This window comes from Marinobacter sp. NFXS11 (assembly GCF_040148675.1).
In the GTDB taxonomy this organism is placed as follows: domain Bacteria; phylum Pseudomonadota; class Gammaproteobacteria; order Pseudomonadales; family Oleiphilaceae; genus Marinobacter.
Genome location: NZ_JAGDDV010000001.1, coordinates 1,364,348 through 1,380,551 on the forward strand (window position 1 = coordinate 1,364,348; position 16,204 = coordinate 1,380,551).

Genomic DNA, 16,204 nt, shown 5'->3' on the forward strand with positions numbered 1-16,204 from the left:
GCAGCAGAGGTCTATAACAACCGCAACGCCTTGAAAACTGAGCATCCTACAAAAGTCGCTTCGACAGTATAGACGCAGTCAGCAATACTCTGGGTAAGATTCCAGAATGCCCGGTGCAGCAACGATTCAAATGGAGTGTCCACATGACTGAACAAACACAAGAGCTGGTGCACAAGTACAGCGAAAATGGCATTACCACGCTTACACTGAACCAGCCGGAGAAGAAGAACAGCCTTTCCATGGCGATGCTCGAGGCGTTGTCTGAGGAGTTGGAGATCATCGCCTCCGATTCGGAAACGCGGGTTGTCGTCCTGGCGGCTCATGGCAACGTGTTTTGTGCCGGACACGACCTCCGGGAAGTGCGTGAGCAGTTTGATAGCCATGAATTCCAGCTGGCTCTGTTTAACCAGTGTAGCAAGGTGATGCAGCAGATCGTGAACCTGCCCCGGCCAGTCATTGCGCGGGTGGCGGGTGTTGCGACCGCCGCCGGCTGCCAGCTGGTGGCCAGCTGCGACCTGGCCGTGGCGGCCGATACCGCCCGGTTTGCGACGCCTGGCGTGAATATCGGGCTATTCTGTTCCACGCCGATGGTGGCGCTGTCCCGGAATGTGTCACGCAAGCACGCGATGGAAATGCTGCTGACAGGTGAGATGATTGGTGCCGTGAAAGCTGAACGCATCGGACTGGTCAATCAGATTGTTGATGAGCAGCACCTGGACGAAATGGTTTACAAGCTGGCGCGTACCATTGCCGACAAGTCTGGCCATACTCTGAAGATTGGTAAGGAAGCCTTCTACCGGCAACTGGAAATGCCGTTGGAGGACGCTTATGAGTACACCTCACAGGTGATGGCAGACAACATGATGGCGAACGATGCGCAGGAAGGTATCTGCGCATTTCTGGAGAAGCGCAAGCCAGAGTGGCAGGACAGCTGAACCGGCTGCTGAGACATTGCCCGGCCTAATTTGCCGGGCAATTGTCCTTTCCGATGGCAAGCCGGTCGCCCGTTCCGATTCCATGTTCCAGGAAAAAGCCGGCGTTCATCTCCACGGCCTCGATGAATGGCACACCGGCCGGGTAGGTGGGGCAACCGGAGCCGCTGGCCGAGGGGCAGGGCACCATCTTGCGAATGCTGCCAATCTTGCCATCCTCGTTCAGGTAGGCGATGTCGAGGGGAATCAGGGTCTTGTACATCCAGAACCCGTGGCTGGCTGATCTCGGCTCGCGGTATTTAAACAGCATCCCGGCATCGGCTGCCATGGACGTACGGCCCATCAGTCCTTTCTGGCGTTGCTCGGAAGTGCTGGCAATCTCGAGTTGCACTGGCACCATGCCCGACGCAGACACAAAGCAGGCCTCGACAACCGGCAGGCCGTCCTGAGGAGCCGCAATGCCTGAGGAGCAGCCGTAAATCAGCGAGCTGGCTGCGAGGAGGGCCCAGACTCCCGGCCCCCGAACAGGCCCTGATGTGAAGGTCACGAGCGCAACCGGTAGCCGGTCTTGAAAATCCACCAGATGCCCACCATGCAGGCCGTGAGGAACACGAGGGTCATCCCCACACTGATGGCAATATGAACATCAGACACGCCGTAAAACGCCCAGCGGAAACCGCTGATCAGGTAGACCACCGGATTGAACAGGCTCACCGTCTGCCAGACCTCTGGTAGCATGTCGATTGAATAGAAGGTTCCGCCAAGGAAAACCAGCGGTGTGACAATCATCATCGGCACGATCTGGAGTTTTTCGAATCCGTCGGCCCAGATGCCGATGATGAAACCGAACAGGCTGAAGGTCACCGAGGTGAGCACCAGGAAGGAGAGCATCCAGAAGGGGTGCAGTACGTCGTAGTCCACAAAAAACCTGGCGGTCGCCAGAATGATGAGTCCCAGGATAATCGACTTGGTGGCAGCAGCACCGACATAACCCAGCACCACTTCCACATAGGATACCGGTGCAGAGAGGACTTCATAGATGGTGCCCGAGAACTTGGGCATGTAGATGCCGAAGGAGGCGTTGGAAATGCTCTGCATCAGCAGCGACAGCATCACCAGGCCGGGGATGATGTAAGCGCCGTAGGCGATGTTGTCGATGTCGCCCATCCGCGAGCCGATGGCTGAGCCGAACACCACGAAATACAGGCAGGTGGAGATAACCGGCGAGAGCACACTTTGCATCACAGTGCGCTTCATGCGGGCCATTTCAAAATTGTAGATTGCGCGGATACCGTACAGGTTCATGCATTTCTCCAGAATAGCCGGCAGTTTTATTCGTGCACCAGGCCGACAAAAATCTCTTCAAGGGAGCTTTCCCGCGTTTGAAGGTCGCGGTATTCGATACCGAGATCGCCAAGCGTGCGGAGCAATCGGGTTACCCCTGCCTGCTCTCGCTGGGAATCGAAGGTGTATATCAGCTCGTAACCATCCTCTGACAGCTCTATCGGCTCGAGAGTCAGTTCACCGGGCACCTTGTCCAGTTTGTGCTGCAGCTGCAGTCGCAATTCTTTCTTGCCCAGTTTGGTCATCAACTGGGCCTTGTCCTCGACCAGAATGATTTCGCCACCGCGGATAACACCGATGCGATCCGCCATTTCCTCGGCTTCTTCGATGTAGTGGGTAGTCAGGATGATGGTCACGCCATGTTCCCGAAGTTTGCGCACCATTTCCCACATGTCCCGGCGCAGCTCAACGTCAACGCCGGCCGTGGGCTCATCGAGGAACAGTATCTGGGGCTCATGGGAAAGCGCCTTGGCAATCATCAGGCGGCGCTTCATGCCACCGGAGAGAGACATGATCCGGTTGTTGCGCTTGTCCCAGAGAGAAAGATCTTTAAGGACTTTCTCGATGTGCGCAGGTTTCGGCGCCTTGCCGAATAGCCCACGACTGAAGGAAACGGCATTCCAGACAGTCTCGAATGAATCGGTGTTGAGTTCCTGTGGCACCAGCCCGATGGTCTCGCGGGCCTTGCGGTAATCTTTGACAATGTCGTAACCGGCGGCCGTTACCTGTCCGGAGGAGGCATTGACGATACCGCAGATGATACTGATGAGCGTGGTCTTGCCGGCGCCATTGGGGCCGAGGAGGGCGAAGATCTCGCCACGGCGGATGTCCAGGTTGATGTCTTTCAGGGCCTGAAAACCGTCGCCATATACCTTGCTCAGGTGCTTTACGGAAATATCCGGCTGCACGGGCGTGTCCTGTGGTCAGAATGGGTCGAATTGAAGGCGCAGTATTTTCTCATGAGTAGCGCCAGTTTAGAAACCTTTGCCTCGGCCGGAGAAAACCCCATAATGCCGGCCAGGTTTGCTCGGGAAGCGGTTATGTTACGCGCTATTGCTGTTACAGGATTGATTCTGGCCGTGGTTGTTGCCGGTGTGTTCGGTTGGCGCCTGCTCGGAGACACTGGCGAAACGTTCGGCGGAGAAAGTCAGACCGTTCAGTGTGATCTGCTGGAAAGCGGTCCGTGCCAATGGTCAAATGGTTCCGGAGATTGGCAGGTTGCCCTCAACACCATGGGAGTGGGCGCTCAGGGCACCGAATACCAGCTAACCGTTGCTACACCGGAACGTCCGGAACGTTTTCTGGCTGTTCTCCGGGGCGAGTCCATGTACATGGGCGAGTACCCGGTGCCACTCGGCAAACAGGCGGAAAACCAGTACTCCGCCCGTTTCACAGCCCCGTTTTGCACGGTGGATGGCACAATGATCTGGCGCATTGATCTGCAACAGGGCCAGGAACCCATCGAAAATATTCCGGTTAAGCTGGTTTTTCAGGCCGAATAGCACCGGGACAGCTGAACCGGAAACCGGTCGGCTGACAACGGGCCGGGATTGTGTAAAATCATCTCATCGCCATTTGCAGGGACAACGTGATGGATTACGGAGATAGCGTTCAGAAGGTTCTGCTCAGAAAAATCCGCAAAGCCGAACAGGATCTGATTCAGCTAAAGCTGGATTACTGCCGGTTTGTTTTCGGCCTGACTCATCGCGCCAAAGTGCTGGCCGGCGGCGTAACCTATGTGGTTCGTTCCGTGGATGTAAACAGCATGGCCAATACGGATGATGGCGGCTTCAGCCGGCCTGAAATAACCGGAACCCGAGTGGACGAGCAGGATCATGCGGAACCCGTTGCCCTGGGTACCGACTGGGTACTTGAAACCGCAAACAGACAGGCTGCTAAATAAACGCGTTGGCAGTAATGGCGTCGTAAAGACTCGACGTGGGCGGTACGAAATGGTTGTATCGCCAGAACTCCGCACCCTCCAGACCCGCCCGGAAGCAAGCCAGGTAAACCGCACTGTCTGTTAATGTGCTGATTGCCTGAATCGCCTCCGGTTGCCGGATCCCCGTCTTTCGATTGATGGTCTGGGCAACAATTCCGGCCAGTGCCTCGGAATGCCGACTGCTTTTGTCGCTCAGGGCGCAGCCGGCACCGTACAGCCAAGCCGTGGCATAGGCTTTGACCGCATCGGGTGCGGTCGATAGCACCAGACCCTTTACACGGCAATCCCGCTCCTGGAGGCCCGCCAGAATGTGCAATCGGGTGATGAGCTCAGCCCGGTCCGGCGCAGCCTCAGTAACCGGCCTTCTGCTGGCGACCGGCCATTCGGAACCGTTTGGGGGCAGGTCGGTAGCCACCGTGTCCTTCGTTGCTGGCCAGATTTCCTGGCGACCGACTGCGATGGGTTCTGAACGCACCAGCGAGATAACCCGCACAGCCAGCAGGACAAGCAGCGCCAGCAGCCCGACCTGAATGAAGAGAATCAACCCGTTAACCATCATCACCAGAACTCTGAATGTTGCAATAGGTGATCAGAGTGTAACGGAATGTATCTGGACAATACCGCCAACCGGTCGCCAATTACCGGATTAGGGTTGGCCGAAATGACGGAACTGTGATGGGGATCGCAGTGCGGGCTAGCAGGTGGGCATGGTCTGCAAGGCCAGCTTGCGGCGAATATAGCGGCCGAGGGTATCAATGCCGATGTTCAGCAGTGCTGTGATGAGGATCAGCACCATAGCCCGGTCAAACCGTATGTTCTGGATGGCGCTGTCGACGTAGAAGCCCAGCGTGTAGATCCCAAGTATGCCGAGAATCGCGGTTTCCCGCATGATGATTTCCCACCGGTAAAACAGAAACGCCAGGAACGATCGATATACCCGCGGTACCAGCTCCCAGCTGTAGCGATTGAAGCCGGTCGGCGCATCGGGCCGCAGGCGAATGCCGTTGGTCTGGCGGCCAATCAGATGGCCGATGATCCCCCCATTGTGCAGCGCGAGCGCGACAACAGCTGGCAGCATTGAGGGACCCCAGAGCTGCAGCAGAATATAGGCGAGGATGTATTCCGGTGTCGAACGGGCTATGACCAGCAATATATGCCCCGATGTGCGCCGAACCGGGCCACCGAAGTGGTTGGAGATCAGAGGGAATGCCAGGAGCGTCAGGATGCCCGTTGCGACCAGAGCGATCTGGGTGAGTATCACGGTATTCCAGATGCCGGGCATGGCCTCGTTGACCATCAGATCGTTGAACCATGGGATCAGACCGGCGACCCCTTCATCATTTCGCAGTGGGCTGGGAACGATGTCCTCGGTAAAGAAACGAGCCACATTGCCCCAGACAATCGGCAGGCCATCGCCCAGAAAAAAAGGCGCTCCGAGAATATAGACGGGCAGAAGTTTGGGCCTGACCCAGAGGGGCATGGTGGCAATCAGCACGTAGAAGAGGATCAGCATGGCGCCAGCATCTGAATAGAGCCCCTGGGAGAACGAGGTTTCCAGATAGAAACCGAGTGTCGGCAGGCCCACGAACCCGAGGATAGCGCTGGAACGGAGGCCGCACTCCAACCGATAGGCCGTATAGGTACGAAGCTGAACCCAGCAATCGGGGATCTGGGTGTAAAGAAACGCCGCTATCGTACCGGTGCCGGGGGGCAACAACCGTCCGGGCTCCGGATCCGTCTCATCCAGGATTTCGGAATACACTTTGGCAAAGATCCCGGAGTAGGGAATGGCAATTGCCAGTACACCAGTCAGCGGATGAAAACCGAAAAACTGAAGGAAGATCAGGGCCCAGAACAGCTCATGGATAGCCCGGATGAACGCGCAAAAGATGCGAACGGGCAAGAAACGGTAAACCAGCGACAGCAGGAAACCGCAAACGCTGCCCAGGGCTACCCCGACAAACGCAAACGCAACGGTCCTCAGCAGGGCCGTCATCAGCCCTTCGCTGCTGAAGAAGTTGGGTGTCACAACGCCCAGGAAAAAGTTGCCAAGGTCCCGCCATGGGTTGGACGCAGTAATCGCGATGTCTGCGAACAACAGGCCGACTATGGCCACGGCAACGAAAATGAAGCTGGTGCGGACCGTTGGGGAAGAGAACATGAGCGTGGCCGTTTCCCTAATACAGCGACGTAATGTCGGTGGCCGACAGGCGCTCAGTGGATTCGTCCAGCGCAACCTGGCCGTCCTGAATGCCGACAATGCGACTGCAGTATTTCAACGCCATCTCGACATCGTGCAGTGCGATCACACTGGTCTGGAAACGTTTTTTCAGCAGTTCCATTACCAGATGCGCCATCGGTCCGTCGAGCGCTGAAATGGGCTCGTCCGCCAGGAGTACGGGCGCCTTACGATAGAGGGCACGTGCAATGGCGACACGCTGGCGCTGTCCACCGGAGAGCGACGCGGTGGGTAGCCACAGTTTTTCAGGCATACCCAGGGCCTTCAGCAGTTCACGCACTTCGTCGCGATTCTTTGAAAACGGGCGGATCAGGGTAAGGGTGTTGTACCAGGTGGAATGTTTATCCAGCTGCCCCATAAACACGTTGTGGAACACAGGCAGAGCATTCACCAGTCCCAGGTCCTGAGGAACGAGCGAGGACTCCCGGTTTACCCTTTCATGAATCAGCCGGATAAGCGTGGATTTTCCGGCACCACTCTTGCCCACGAGGGCAACCTGCTCTCCCTCTTTGACTTTCAGCGACAGCGGGCCAATGACCCGCTCGCCGCCAAAAGAGGCCGTGAGGCCTGAAAGATCAAACCCTGACATCAGTCCAGGATTCCAATCTCTTCCGCAGTTTTGCGAATGGGCTCATAGTCATCGTTGGAGGCCGGAATGAATCCGGACCGGGGGAAGCTCTCGAGCAGCGCCTGATCGTCGAGGTTGAGCAGGGCCTCGGTTACACGTTCCTTGAAGCCATCACCGAAGCGCTCGTTAACGTCACCACGAATTGTCCACTGGTAGTCCGGGTAGGGCGGTGTTTCCCAGATGACCTGAACGGCATCGGTATCGATGTTGCCGTCCGCCAGCTCTTTTTCCCAAACCTGGAAGTTCAGGGCGCCGACCTGGTAGGTGCCGGCCTCAACCAGGCGCAGGGTGCGCGTGTGGTTGCCGCTGAAACCAACCCGGGAGAAGAAGTCATCCGGCTGGGCGCCGAACACGTCCCGGATGTAGAACTCGGGCATAAGACGACCGGAAGTTGACCCTTTCGAGCCGAAGGTGAAGGTTTTGTCTTTCAGGTTGTCTTCCAGAGCGGAGAGCTCGTCGGCAGGCTCGATGCCGGTGCCGGTGCTGGTGTTGGCGATAAAGTAGGTCTGGAATGCTTCATCCTCGACACCCTGGGCGATGGCCTCGGAGCCGGGAACCAGCCGACGCGCCTGAACACCGGACAGCCCGCCAAACCAGGCCAGCTGAACCTGATTGTTACGGAACGCGGACACTGCGGCTGCGTAGGATTTAACCGGGATGTACCTTACTTCAACATCCAGTTCCTGGGAGAGATAATCGGCCACACCTTTGAATCTCTCGACCAGCTTGGTTTCGTCTTCATCGGGTATAGCGGTGAACACGAAGGTTTCAGCCGTGGCCGAAGCCGCGGTAAAACAGAAAAGACTGGAAACCATCAATTTCCGTATTAGATTAAGGGCCATTGGAGTTCCTTACTTTGCCAGACTGTGTGGAATGTGACTCACGGGAAGTCGGGGCTCCCCAGTGCCTTGCAGGATACCTTGATTTACGTTAACTCTGAACAGCTATACGGTTTGCGGGTTTAATTGGCTCAGGACCGAACATTCCGCTTTTCAATCACCTGGGTCACGGCCAAGACTATGCGCATCACAATGATCACACCCGCTCAGCCGGGTTCAAGAGCCGGAAACCGGGCTACGGCTGAGCGCTGGAAAACCCTGTTGGAGAATGCCGGCCATGCGGTGGACATCCTGACTGACTATGGCGGTGAGCCCTGCGACGCTTTTATCGCTCTCCATGCGTGGCGAAGCGTTGATGCCATCAGACAGTTTCGGACAACCTGGCCTGAAAGGCCCCTGATTGTTGCGCTGACCGGTACGGATATCTACCGCCATCAGCACGAGTTTCCGGAAGAGACCCGGTATTCCATGGAGGCCGCGGATGCCCTGATCGGCCTTCACAATCTTGTCGCCCACGATATTCCGACAGAGTTGGCTGACAAGCTCACGACAGTTTACCAGTCTGCAGACGGGCCGGAATCATATCCCGCGCCACGCGAGAATGCGCAAAAGAGGGAATTCGGGGTTTGTGTTATCGGCCATCTCCGAGAAGAAAAGGATTCACTCAGGGCGGCTTACGCAGCCCGCCTGTTGCCCGACGACTCCCGCATTCAGGTTGTCTGCGCTGGCAAAGCTTACAACGAAAATTGGCGCGCCAAAGCGGAACAGGAGATGGCGGGTAATCCTCGCTTCCAGTGGCTTGGGGAATTAGATAAAGGCGAAGCCCGGCAGTTGATGGCCGATAGCCAGGTAATGGTGATCAGCTCGGTGATGGAGGGTGGCGCGAACGTGGTATCCGAGGCCTGCCGTGCCGGTCTTCCGGTGATCGCCTCGGACATCCCCGGGAATGTTGGGCTGCTGGGCAACAATTATGCTGGCTATTTTCCGGTCGGGAAGGAGCGCGCCCTGGCTGATCTTCTCTACAGAATAGAGCAGGATCCGGAATTTCTGGGCACTCTCAAGGATCAAGTCAGTCAGCTTGCCGGGCATTTCATGCCGGAGAAAGAGCAGGCGGCGCTCGAGCAGGCGCTGCGCCAGGCGGTGCAACGCTGCCCAGAGCGGCACTAATCCCGCAGGGATATGGGCTCGATCGGTCCGGTCTCGTCCTGGGCGGTAATTCGCCCGATGATAGCAGTATGCGGGTAACCCAGGGCTTTGAGTTCCCGTATACATTCTTCCGCCTTGTCGGAAGAGACGCTTGCCAGCAGGCCGCCCGCCGTTTGCGGATCAAAGATCAACGGGTAGCGTGCATGGTTGACCCACTTTTCCTGATCCCGGATGCCGCGGCGCAACCGAATGTTGGCGGGTTGCAGCGAACTGAGGATCCCTGCTGCTGCTGTTTCCTCCGCGCCCGGAAGGATCGGGATGGCAGAAAGATCGAGCTCGGCATCCACACCCGAGGGTTTGGTCATTTCAACCAGATGCCCGAGGAGACCGAAGCCGGTAACGTCGGTACAGGCTTTTGAGCCAAATTTCCTGAGGCAGTCAGCGGCCGCTTTGTTGGACTGGACCATGGAAGCGAGGGCGGAATCGATCCAACGACCTTTGGCGGCGAGCTTTGCGTGAGCGGCGAACAGGGTGCCTGTGCCGATGGGCTTGGTGAGAATCAGGGCATCGCCGGCCTTCAAGCCACCTTTGCTCATGACTTCTTCAGGGTCGATCAAACCGTTGACTGCAAAGCCCAGGGCCAGTTCCTTGCCCTCTCCGGTGTGCCCGCCAACAAGCGCGCATCCTGCCTCGTTCAGCACTTCAACAGCACCAGACATCATCTGATAGACGACATCCTCAACCTTGGATTCAATGCCGTAAGGCACCGTGGCAACGGCCGTGGCACTCTGGGCTTCGGCGCCCATGGCAAAGACGTCACCGAGGCTATGATTGGCCGCCACCTTGCCGAAGATGTAGGGGTCGTCAATGAACGCACGGAAGAAATCCACGGTATGAACCACGGCTTTGCCGGGTGGTACTGTCAAAACGGCGGCGTCGTCCGGGGCGTGAAGGCCGATCAGGATATCGTCCCGCTCGATGGGCTTCAGCTCTCCCAGGGCACGAGAAAGAACGGTGCTGCCCACCTTGGCGCCACAACCACCACAACGCATGGCAACCGCCGAAATGGCCTGGGAGGCTTCCTCGGCATTCTGTGCGGCAGCCGTATCCGGAAGTTTGGATTCTTCCTCCATTGGAGGCAGATCATTGAACTTTTTCATGAAGCGGCGATCGATCCAGTCTTTCCAGCGCCAGACCCAGGCGCCGTCGAATTGCAGATCTCCCCGGGAGGCCACCGCGTATTTGTCCCCGGTGCTGATTAGCGCCAACCACTTTTTCTGAGGGTGAAAATCCTTCGGGTCCTTGCCGGTTGCAAACCGCTTGAGGTTGTCGGCGAGGGGAGGTCCCTGTCTTACCGCAAATACCCCCGCTTTTTCCCGGGGGTGGTTCATTACATTGGCGATGTCGCCGGCCGCGAAAATGCTGTCGTCGTTCTCCACCTGCAAGGTATCTCGTACTCTCAGGAACAGGCCATCATCGAGCGCCAGGCCTGTATCCTTGAGCCATTCCGGGCCACCAGCCCGGGTTACCCAGAGCACTTCGTCGGTTTGCAGGGTTTCGCCGGATTCGGTAATCAATAACCCTTCCTGAACCTTGCTGACTGGCGATCCCAGATGGACCTTCACACCACGATTCGACAGGGTTTTTCGGAAAACCTCACGCACCTTGGGATTGTGTGTTGGCAGAATTTCATCGGCGGCGTCAAAGAGGTGGAAATGCAACTGACCGGGATCTTTACCACGCTGTTTCAGTTCATTCTTCATGCGAAACTGCATGGCGAGCGTCAGCTCAACGCCACCGGCGCCGGCGCCAACAACCGCAACCGCCAGCGGCCCGTCGTGATTCTCGATACGGGAGAGCAGTGCAAGCCAGCGGTTGTTGAAGCCGGTGATCGGCTTCACCGGAACTGCGTGGTCAGAAGCGCCTTCCACTTCATTGACCCGCGGAGACGAGCCAATATTGATGGACAGTATGTCGTAGGGCACATCCGGGCGACCGCGGCAGATAACCCGCTTCCGATCCCGGTCGATGCCCATGGCTTCAGCCCTGTAAAAGCGTGCACCAGCGTATTCCGCCAGGCGGCTCAGATCGATGTGGACATCGTCGTAGCTATAGTGGCCTGCCACGTAGCCAGGCAGCATGCCGGAATAGGGGGTGTGGGTGTCGCGGCAGATCAGGGTCAGGCGCACGCCGGGGAGAGGGTTCATGGCGAACCGTTTAAGTACCCCGACGTGGCTGTGCCCGCCGCCAATCAGGACAATGTCCCGTAAAACAGGCTGGTCAGGCGTTCGCATCAGCCGATTTTCTTGGCTTCAGCGCTGAATTGGCTGTATCCCTTGACGTTTGAGAAGGCCTTCAGCTTTTCCTGGTCTTCTGCAGACGGATTGGCGATCTGGTCGATTGAGGTAATGCCAGCGTCCTTCATCTTCTTGGCGGTTGCCGGGCCGATACCCTTAACCAGCGTCAGGTCACTCTTGTCGACCGGCTTTGCAGCCTTGGCCGCTGGTGCTTTCTTGGCTGCAGGCTTTTTAGCAGCCGGCTTTTTCGACGCAGGCTTGCTGGTCGCGCCTTTGGCTTTGGAAGCTGTTTTGGCGGTTTTCTTCGGCGCTGATTTCTTGGCCGCTGTGCCGGCCTCTTTACTCACTTCATCTGTGAGTTTCTTGACCTCTTGACCCGCTTCCTTGGACGCTACGCCAAGCCGCTCGAGAATGCTGCTCTGCAGTTCATGGAACTCTTCCAGGCGACGCTCAAATTCTTCGTGGAAACGCTTCATCTCGCGATCGCGAAGCTCGTCGATTTCCTTGAGCAGTTTGCGGACAGGCTCCTGAACCTGGTTTTGCAGGCTGTCGAACTGCTTCAGCGCATCGTTCACCAGGCCTTCGATCTGGGAAGAAGTCTTTTCGAACTCCTTGTTGACCTTTTTAACGATTTTATCAACGTTCTGTTTGGCTTTCTTCGCCATGGAATGTCTCCTTACGGGCAGGTTTCAACGAAAATCAATATCAGGCCATCTGCCGGAAACCGGACATGGAGCCTGGGGAACGACGTGATTTGAGCGACTGTTTCTTGGATAGCACTTCCCGGATTCTGCGGAGCTTTTCCGCCAGCGACGAGCTGCCGTTGGAGTCGAGCTCTACAAAATCGATTGAATAGAAGAAATTGCTGCAGTGTTTTCTTCGTTCGGTCACCAGGCCGGCGAGCCCTTCCGCGCGGATTTTGTCGAACGGCATGTCCATCACGAGATCCAGCACCACGGTATCACCCGGGTTGAACACTTTGTCGGTTTTCATAACACAACCGTAGCCGTCCAGTTCATAGAGGGCGGCCTCGACAAGTTCCTTTCGAAAAAGGCCCTGTCTGACTCGGAATCGTGCGACAAGGTCCGGCAATGCTTCGTTCATGAATCGGGTTCTCTGGTGATTTCCGTATCCACAGCAACCTGTCTCATTGGGAGACAGGCTGGATATTGGTTAAACAATAGACACTGAATTTTAGTTTTGCAACGCCATCAGTGCCATACGATCGACCGCTAACGCAGTTATTTAACAATTTCACCTGGCTGATCGGGCCAGTTTACTTGGTCTTCAATTCATACATATCAACGCGGCGATCCTTCAGGTTGGTGACAGACCCCTCGTTACGCACCAGTTTCAGCTTTTCCAGGTCCATATCGGAGAACATGATCATCTCCGTATTCGGCGTGGTTTCCGCCATGACTGCATCGTGCGGGAAGGCAAAATCCGACGGTGAGAATACGGCAGACTGGGCGTACTGGACGTCCAGGTTCTCGACTTTCGGCAGGTTGCCAACGCTACCAGTGACTACCACATAGCATTCGTTTTCGATTGCGCGAGCCTGGGCGCACTGGCGAACCCTGAGGTAGCCGTTTTTGGTGTCGGTCCAGAACGGCACCATGATGATATCAACCTCCTGGCTGGCAGCAATACGGCCAAGTTCAGGGAATTCGATGTCATAGCAGATCATGATGGCAACCCGGCCGGCATCGGTCTCGAATACCTCAAACTGGTTGCCGCCCTCGATAACCCAGTCGCGGCGTTCGTGGGGCGTGATGTGAATCTTGCGCTGCTCATCAACACGACCGTCCCGGTGGCAGAGATAGGACACGTTATACACCCGATCGTTTTCGATCAGTGGCATGGAGCCGGTGATAATGTTGATGTTGTAGCTCACCGCCATTTCAGACATCTCTTCCCGGAACTGCTGGGTAAATCCGGCGAGGAAACGGATGGCCCGGGTCTGGTCCATCTGATCGGTAAGCCCCATCAGCGGCGCGTTGAAAAACTCCGGGAAGATAGCGAAGTCACTTTTGTAGTCAGACAAGGCATCCACGAAGTACTCAACCTGCTCGAGCACCTCCTCAACCGAGGTGAATTCACGCATCTGCCATTGCACAGCGCCCAGCCGTATCTGGGTTTTCTTGACGCTCAGAACCGGGGAAGGTGGGGTGTAGAGAATGTTCCGCCATTCCAGCAACGTCGCGTAGCCCTGGGATTTCTCATCCTCGGGCAGGTATTTGTGCATCAACCGCGTAACCTGGAAATCATTCGAAAGCTGGAAACTCAGAATCGGATCGTAGATTTCCTTGCGATCGACCCGCTGAATATACTCTTCGGGTGAATACTGTTCGGCGTATTTGAAGTAGCTCGGTATGCGCCCGCCCGCCAGGATGGCACGCAGGTTCATGGAGCGGCAGAGTTCTTTTCGCGCTTCGTAGAGTCGGCGACCCAGGCGGTAGCCCCGATAGTCCGGGTGGATAAAGACATCCAGCCCATAGAGCGAGTCACCATTGGCGTTGTGCCAGATCTTTTCGTTACGGAGGATCAGATCGTCGTAGGTATGCGGGTTGCTGAAACGCTCGTACTTAACGCAGACCGTCAGCGCAACCGCAATAAGCTGGCCACTTTCCTCAATGCAGATCTGGCCGTCGGGGAACTGCTCCACCAATGCCTTGATGGTGTCCTTCGGCCAGGAGCCTCCGATGTCGTCGTATACCCGATCCATAAGCTTCTGAAGCTGATCGTAGTCATCAAGCCTCAGGTTCCGGAGATTGAGGTGCAGTTCTTCATGGGCCATTCAGTTCGGCTCCCGTTCGTTATGGAATGAGGACAATCTCAGCGTCTGCGCCAATAATTAGAAAGTTTAACAGAAGCCGCTAAAGACTTCGCACCATGGGCCGAAACACACATTAACGAATATCAATTTATTGCTGAGGACTCGACCGTGCAGCTGACATTCGGGCAAAAGCTCCTGACTGCTTTCGGTATTCTGTTGCTGTTGGTTATGGGGGCTTTTACGCTCTCTGGCGATTTACGGCTACAAAACACCACAGAAACCTATGTGAACGCGTTGATTGACGACACCGTGCAGCAGAGCACGTCGAGCATCGCCGAGTGGCTCAATACCCGGCTGGTGATGACTGAAGCCACCGCAAAAGCCTTGGAGAATGCCGAGAACGACGAAGAGGCGCGGGTTATTCTTCAGGCTATTACCACCGGCGGCGGGTTCCGGGATGTCTATGTAGGGCGTACCGACGGCTACATGCTGATGAAATCACCCGAGGCGAATGCCACGCTGCCAGCGGATTACGATCCCCGCCAGCGCCCCTGGTACAAGAAGGCGATGAGCCTCGGCAGCGCCTCGTTCACCGAGCCGTATCAGGATGCCAGCACCAACGACATGATCATCTCCACACTTGCGCCCGTTAAGCGCGGTGACTACGAGGGCGTGGCCGGTGCTGATATAGGACTGGGCGCCATAGCAAAAACCCTGAGCACAGTCACCCTGGCGGACACCGGTTACGCCGCTTTGATCAATGAGCGGGGCACCATACTGTTCCACCCACGGCAAAACCTTGTCGGCAAGAACATCAGTGAGCTCATTGGCGGCAAGCCGGATCTTGGCGGGGATGCCCACGAATACACTAATGATGATGGCAACTGGGAGGCCAGTTTCCATCCGATCAGTGAAGCGCGCGGGGTACAGTGGTATCTGGGGACCTTTGTAAACGCGGACAAGATCAACGCACCGGTCCAGAGCGCCAGGATGACTGGATTGATCATGGCCGTGATCGGCCTGATCTTTTCTCTGGTGATCCTGCATCTGGGCATCAAGGTTCTGATGGCGCCGGTTCGCCGCTTGAACAAGGCCATGGCGGATATTGGCAGTGGTGATGCCGACCTGACCCAGCGCCTGGACGACAGTGCAAAAGATGAGTTCGGTGAGTTGGCCCGGAGCTTTAACCAGTTTGCCGAGAATATCCAGACGGTCGTCCGGGATGTCCAGAAGGGTAGCGCCGAACTCGGGGATAATGTCAGCTCGCTTAGAGATACCGCCAGTACCAGTCGTTCGAGCGTGGAAAGCCAACAGGCCGAGATCGACATGGTGGCGACGGCAATCAACGAGATGTCGGCCGCTGCCGGTGAGATCGCCCAGAACGCACAGCAAACCGCAGATGCCGCCAACACCGCGGATGCGGACAGCAGGGCTTCGCTGGAGACAGTCGCTGCCTCCCGGGACGCCGTACAGAAGCTCTCGAAGGAGATCAATGCAGCCGCGGAGGTCATCAACACGCTTGGCAAGGACGTTGCGTCCATCACGACGGTTCTTGAAGTTATTCAGGGTATTGCAGAGCAAACCAACCTGCTGGCATTGAATGCTGCCATTGAAGCGGCTCGGGCCGGTGAAGCAGGGCGAGGCTTCGCAGTTGTGGCAGACGAGGTACGCAACCTTGCCCAGCGTACTCAGTCCAGCACCGAGGAAATCAACAACATGATTGAGCGTCTGCAGAAGGGCGCCAATGATGCGGTCGATGTCATGAATGCCTCAACCGCGGTATCCAATGTCAGCATGGAAAAAGCCCAGGACGCCATGGAGGCTCTCAACCGGATTGCCGAGGCCATCACATCCATCAGCCAGATGACGTCGCAGATTGCCACAGCTTCCGAAGAACAGACGTCGGTTACCGAGGAATTGAACTCGTCGATTACCCGGATTGCGGATCAGGGCCAGGAAGCGGCCGCCGCGGCCACCGAAAACGATGTTTACAGCGGGCAGATTGAACGCATCGGCACCGCACTGAACCAGAACGTGTCGAGGTTCCGGGTGTAAGCGAAG

General features: G+C 56.7%; 16 protein-coding genes. 5 read left to right on the forward strand and 11 right to left on the reverse strand.

Annotated elements, in window-relative coordinates; translation table 11 throughout:
• Positions 1-143 precede the first annotated feature (143 nt).
• On the forward strand, positions 144-935 hold the full coding sequence (locus tag J3362_RS06400) for an enoyl-CoA hydratase (protein WP_349518689.1): 792 nt from the start codon (positions 144-146) through the stop codon (positions 933-935).
• A 25-nt stretch (positions 936-960) separates the two neighbouring features.
• Here J3362_RS06400 and J3362_RS06405 read toward each other — a convergent pair whose 3' ends face one another.
• The 3 genes from J3362_RS06405 to J3362_RS06415 are packed head-to-tail and all read right to left on the reverse strand — an operon-like array spanning position 961 to position 3,184.
• Positions 961-1,512: a DUF192 domain-containing protein gene (locus J3362_RS06405; RefSeq protein WP_349518690.1), complete on the reverse strand. Its 552-nt coding sequence runs from the start codon at positions 1,510-1,512 to the stop codon at positions 961-963.
• Entirely contained in the window at positions 1,476-2,237 is a 762-nt protein-coding gene (locus tag J3362_RS06410) for an ABC transporter permease (protein WP_349518692.1), read from the reverse strand. Before J3362_RS06410 ends, J3362_RS06405 begins: the two co-directional genes overlap by 37 nt.
• Before the next feature lie 26 nt (positions 2,238-2,263).
• Positions 2,264-3,184, reverse strand: coding sequence for an ABC transporter ATP-binding protein (locus J3362_RS06415; RefSeq protein WP_008171591.1), 921 nt, complete (start codon positions 3,182-3,184; stop codon positions 2,264-2,266).
• Positions 3,185-3,316: 132 nt separating this feature from the next.
• Here J3362_RS06415 and J3362_RS06420 point away from each other — a divergent pair, with 132 nt between their 5' ends.
• Both J3362_RS06420 and J3362_RS06425 read left to right on the forward strand, forming a co-directional pair.
• On the forward strand, positions 3,317-3,778 hold the full coding sequence (locus J3362_RS06420) for a hypothetical protein (RefSeq protein WP_349518693.1): 462 nt from the start codon (positions 3,317-3,319) through the stop codon (positions 3,776-3,778).
• A gap of 89 nt (positions 3,779-3,867) precedes the next feature.
• Entirely contained in the window at positions 3,868-4,179 is a 312-nt protein-coding gene (locus J3362_RS06425; protein WP_349518694.1) for a hypothetical protein, read from the forward strand.
• Here J3362_RS06425 and J3362_RS06430 read toward each other — a convergent pair.
• From J3362_RS06430 to J3362_RS06445, 4 genes are all read right to left on the reverse strand, one after another.
• Positions 4,172-4,777, reverse strand: coding sequence for a hypothetical protein (locus J3362_RS06430; protein ID WP_349519257.1), 606 nt, complete (start codon positions 4,775-4,777; stop codon positions 4,172-4,174). The genes J3362_RS06425 and J3362_RS06430 overlap by 8 nt on opposite strands.
• Positions 4,778-4,912: 135 nt before the next feature.
• Positions 4,913-6,379: a PhnE/PtxC family ABC transporter permease gene (locus J3362_RS06435; RefSeq protein ID WP_349518695.1), complete on the reverse strand. Its 1,467-nt coding sequence runs from the start codon at positions 6,377-6,379 to the stop codon at positions 4,913-4,915.
• Between the two features lie 16 nt (positions 6,380-6,395).
• Positions 6,396-7,046: a phosphonate ABC transporter ATP-binding protein gene (locus J3362_RS06440; RefSeq protein ID WP_349518696.1), complete on the reverse strand. Its 651-nt coding sequence runs from the start codon at positions 7,044-7,046 to the stop codon at positions 6,396-6,398.
• Positions 7,046-7,927: a putative selenate ABC transporter substrate-binding protein gene (locus tag J3362_RS06445; RefSeq protein WP_349518697.1), complete on the reverse strand. Its 882-nt coding sequence runs from the start codon at positions 7,925-7,927 to the stop codon at positions 7,046-7,048. Before J3362_RS06445 ends, J3362_RS06440 begins: the two co-directional genes overlap by 1 nt.
• A 177-nt stretch (positions 7,928-8,104) precedes the next feature.
• Here J3362_RS06445 and senB point away from each other — a divergent pair, with 177 nt between their 5' ends.
• Positions 8,105-9,091: a selenoneine biosynthesis selenosugar synthase SenB gene (gene senB / locus J3362_RS06450; RefSeq protein WP_349518698.1), complete on the forward strand. Its 987-nt coding sequence runs from the start codon at positions 8,105-8,107 to the stop codon at positions 9,089-9,091.
• On the opposite strand, the gene selD is transcribed toward senB, so the two are convergent.
• The 4 genes from selD to J3362_RS06470 form a co-directional block, all read right to left on the reverse strand.
• Positions 9,088-11,364, reverse strand: coding sequence for a selenide, water dikinase SelD (selD, locus tag J3362_RS06455; RefSeq protein ID WP_349518699.1), 2,277 nt, complete (start codon positions 11,362-11,364; stop codon positions 9,088-9,090). The two genes, senB and selD, sit on opposite strands and share 4 nt — an antisense overlap.
• On the reverse strand, positions 11,364-12,032 hold the full coding sequence (locus J3362_RS06460) for a helix-hairpin-helix domain-containing protein (protein ID WP_349518700.1): 669 nt from the start codon (positions 12,030-12,032) through the stop codon (positions 11,364-11,366). Before J3362_RS06460 ends, selD begins: the two co-directional genes overlap by 1 nt.
• A 40-nt stretch (positions 12,033-12,072) precedes the next feature.
• A complete protein-coding gene (locus J3362_RS06465; protein WP_008171578.1) occupies positions 12,073-12,471 on the reverse strand; it encodes a hypothetical protein in 399 nt (132 codons plus the stop codon).
• Between the two features lie 172 nt (positions 12,472-12,643).
• Complete coding sequence (locus tag J3362_RS06470; RefSeq protein ID WP_008171577.1) at positions 12,644-14,164, reverse strand: carbon-nitrogen hydrolase family protein; 1,521 nt, start codon at positions 14,162-14,164, stop codon at positions 12,644-12,646.
• Positions 14,165-14,311: 147 nt separating this feature from the next.
• Between J3362_RS06470 and J3362_RS06475 the strand changes: the two genes are divergently transcribed.
• Positions 14,312-16,198: a methyl-accepting chemotaxis protein gene (locus J3362_RS06475; protein ID WP_349518702.1), complete on the forward strand. Its 1,887-nt coding sequence runs from the start codon at positions 14,312-14,314 to the stop codon at positions 16,196-16,198.
• Positions 16,199-16,204 lie beyond the last annotated feature (6 nt).

Coding starts and splice junctions, on each gene's coding strand:
- J3362_RS06400 (WP_349518689.1), top strand. CDS start 144: ATGACTGAACAAACACAAGAGCTGGTGCACAAGTACAGCGAAAATGGC.
- J3362_RS06410 (WP_349518692.1), bottom strand. CDS start 2,237: ATGAACCTGTACGGTATCCGCGCAATCTACAATTTTGAAATGGCCCGC.
- J3362_RS06420 (WP_349518693.1), top strand. CDS start 3,317: ATGTTACGCGCTATTGCTGTTACAGGATTGATTCTGGCCGTGGTTGTT.
- J3362_RS06425 (WP_349518694.1), top strand. CDS start 3,868: ATGGATTACGGAGATAGCGTTCAGAAGGTTCTGCTCAGAAAAATCCGC.
- J3362_RS06430 (WP_349519257.1), bottom strand. CDS start 4,777: ATGATGGTTAACGGGTTGATTCTCTTCATTCAGGTCGGGCTGCTGGCG.
- J3362_RS06435 (WP_349518695.1), bottom strand. CDS start 6,379: ATGTTCTCTTCCCCAACGGTCCGCACCAGCTTCATTTTCGTTGCCGTG.
- J3362_RS06440 (WP_349518696.1), bottom strand. CDS start 7,046: ATGTCAGGGTTTGATCTTTCAGGCCTCACGGCCTCTTTTGGCGGCGAG.
- J3362_RS06445 (WP_349518697.1), bottom strand. CDS start 7,927: ATGGCCCTTAATCTAATACGGAAATTGATGGTTTCCAGTCTTTTCTGT.
- senB (WP_349518698.1), top strand. CDS start 8,105: ATGCGCATCACAATGATCACACCCGCTCAGCCGGGTTCAAGAGCCGGA.
- selD (WP_349518699.1), bottom strand. CDS start 11,364: ATGCGAACGCCTGACCAGCCTGTTTTACGGGACATTGTCCTGATTGGC.
- J3362_RS06460 (WP_349518700.1), bottom strand. CDS start 12,032: ATGGCGAAGAAAGCCAAACAGAACGTTGATAAAATCGTTAAAAAGGTC.
- J3362_RS06465 (WP_008171578.1), bottom strand. CDS start 12,471: ATGAACGAAGCATTGCCGGACCTTGTCGCACGATTCCGAGTCAGACAG.
- J3362_RS06470 (WP_008171577.1), bottom strand. CDS start 14,164: ATGGCCCATGAAGAACTGCACCTCAATCTCCGGAACCTGAGGCTTGAT.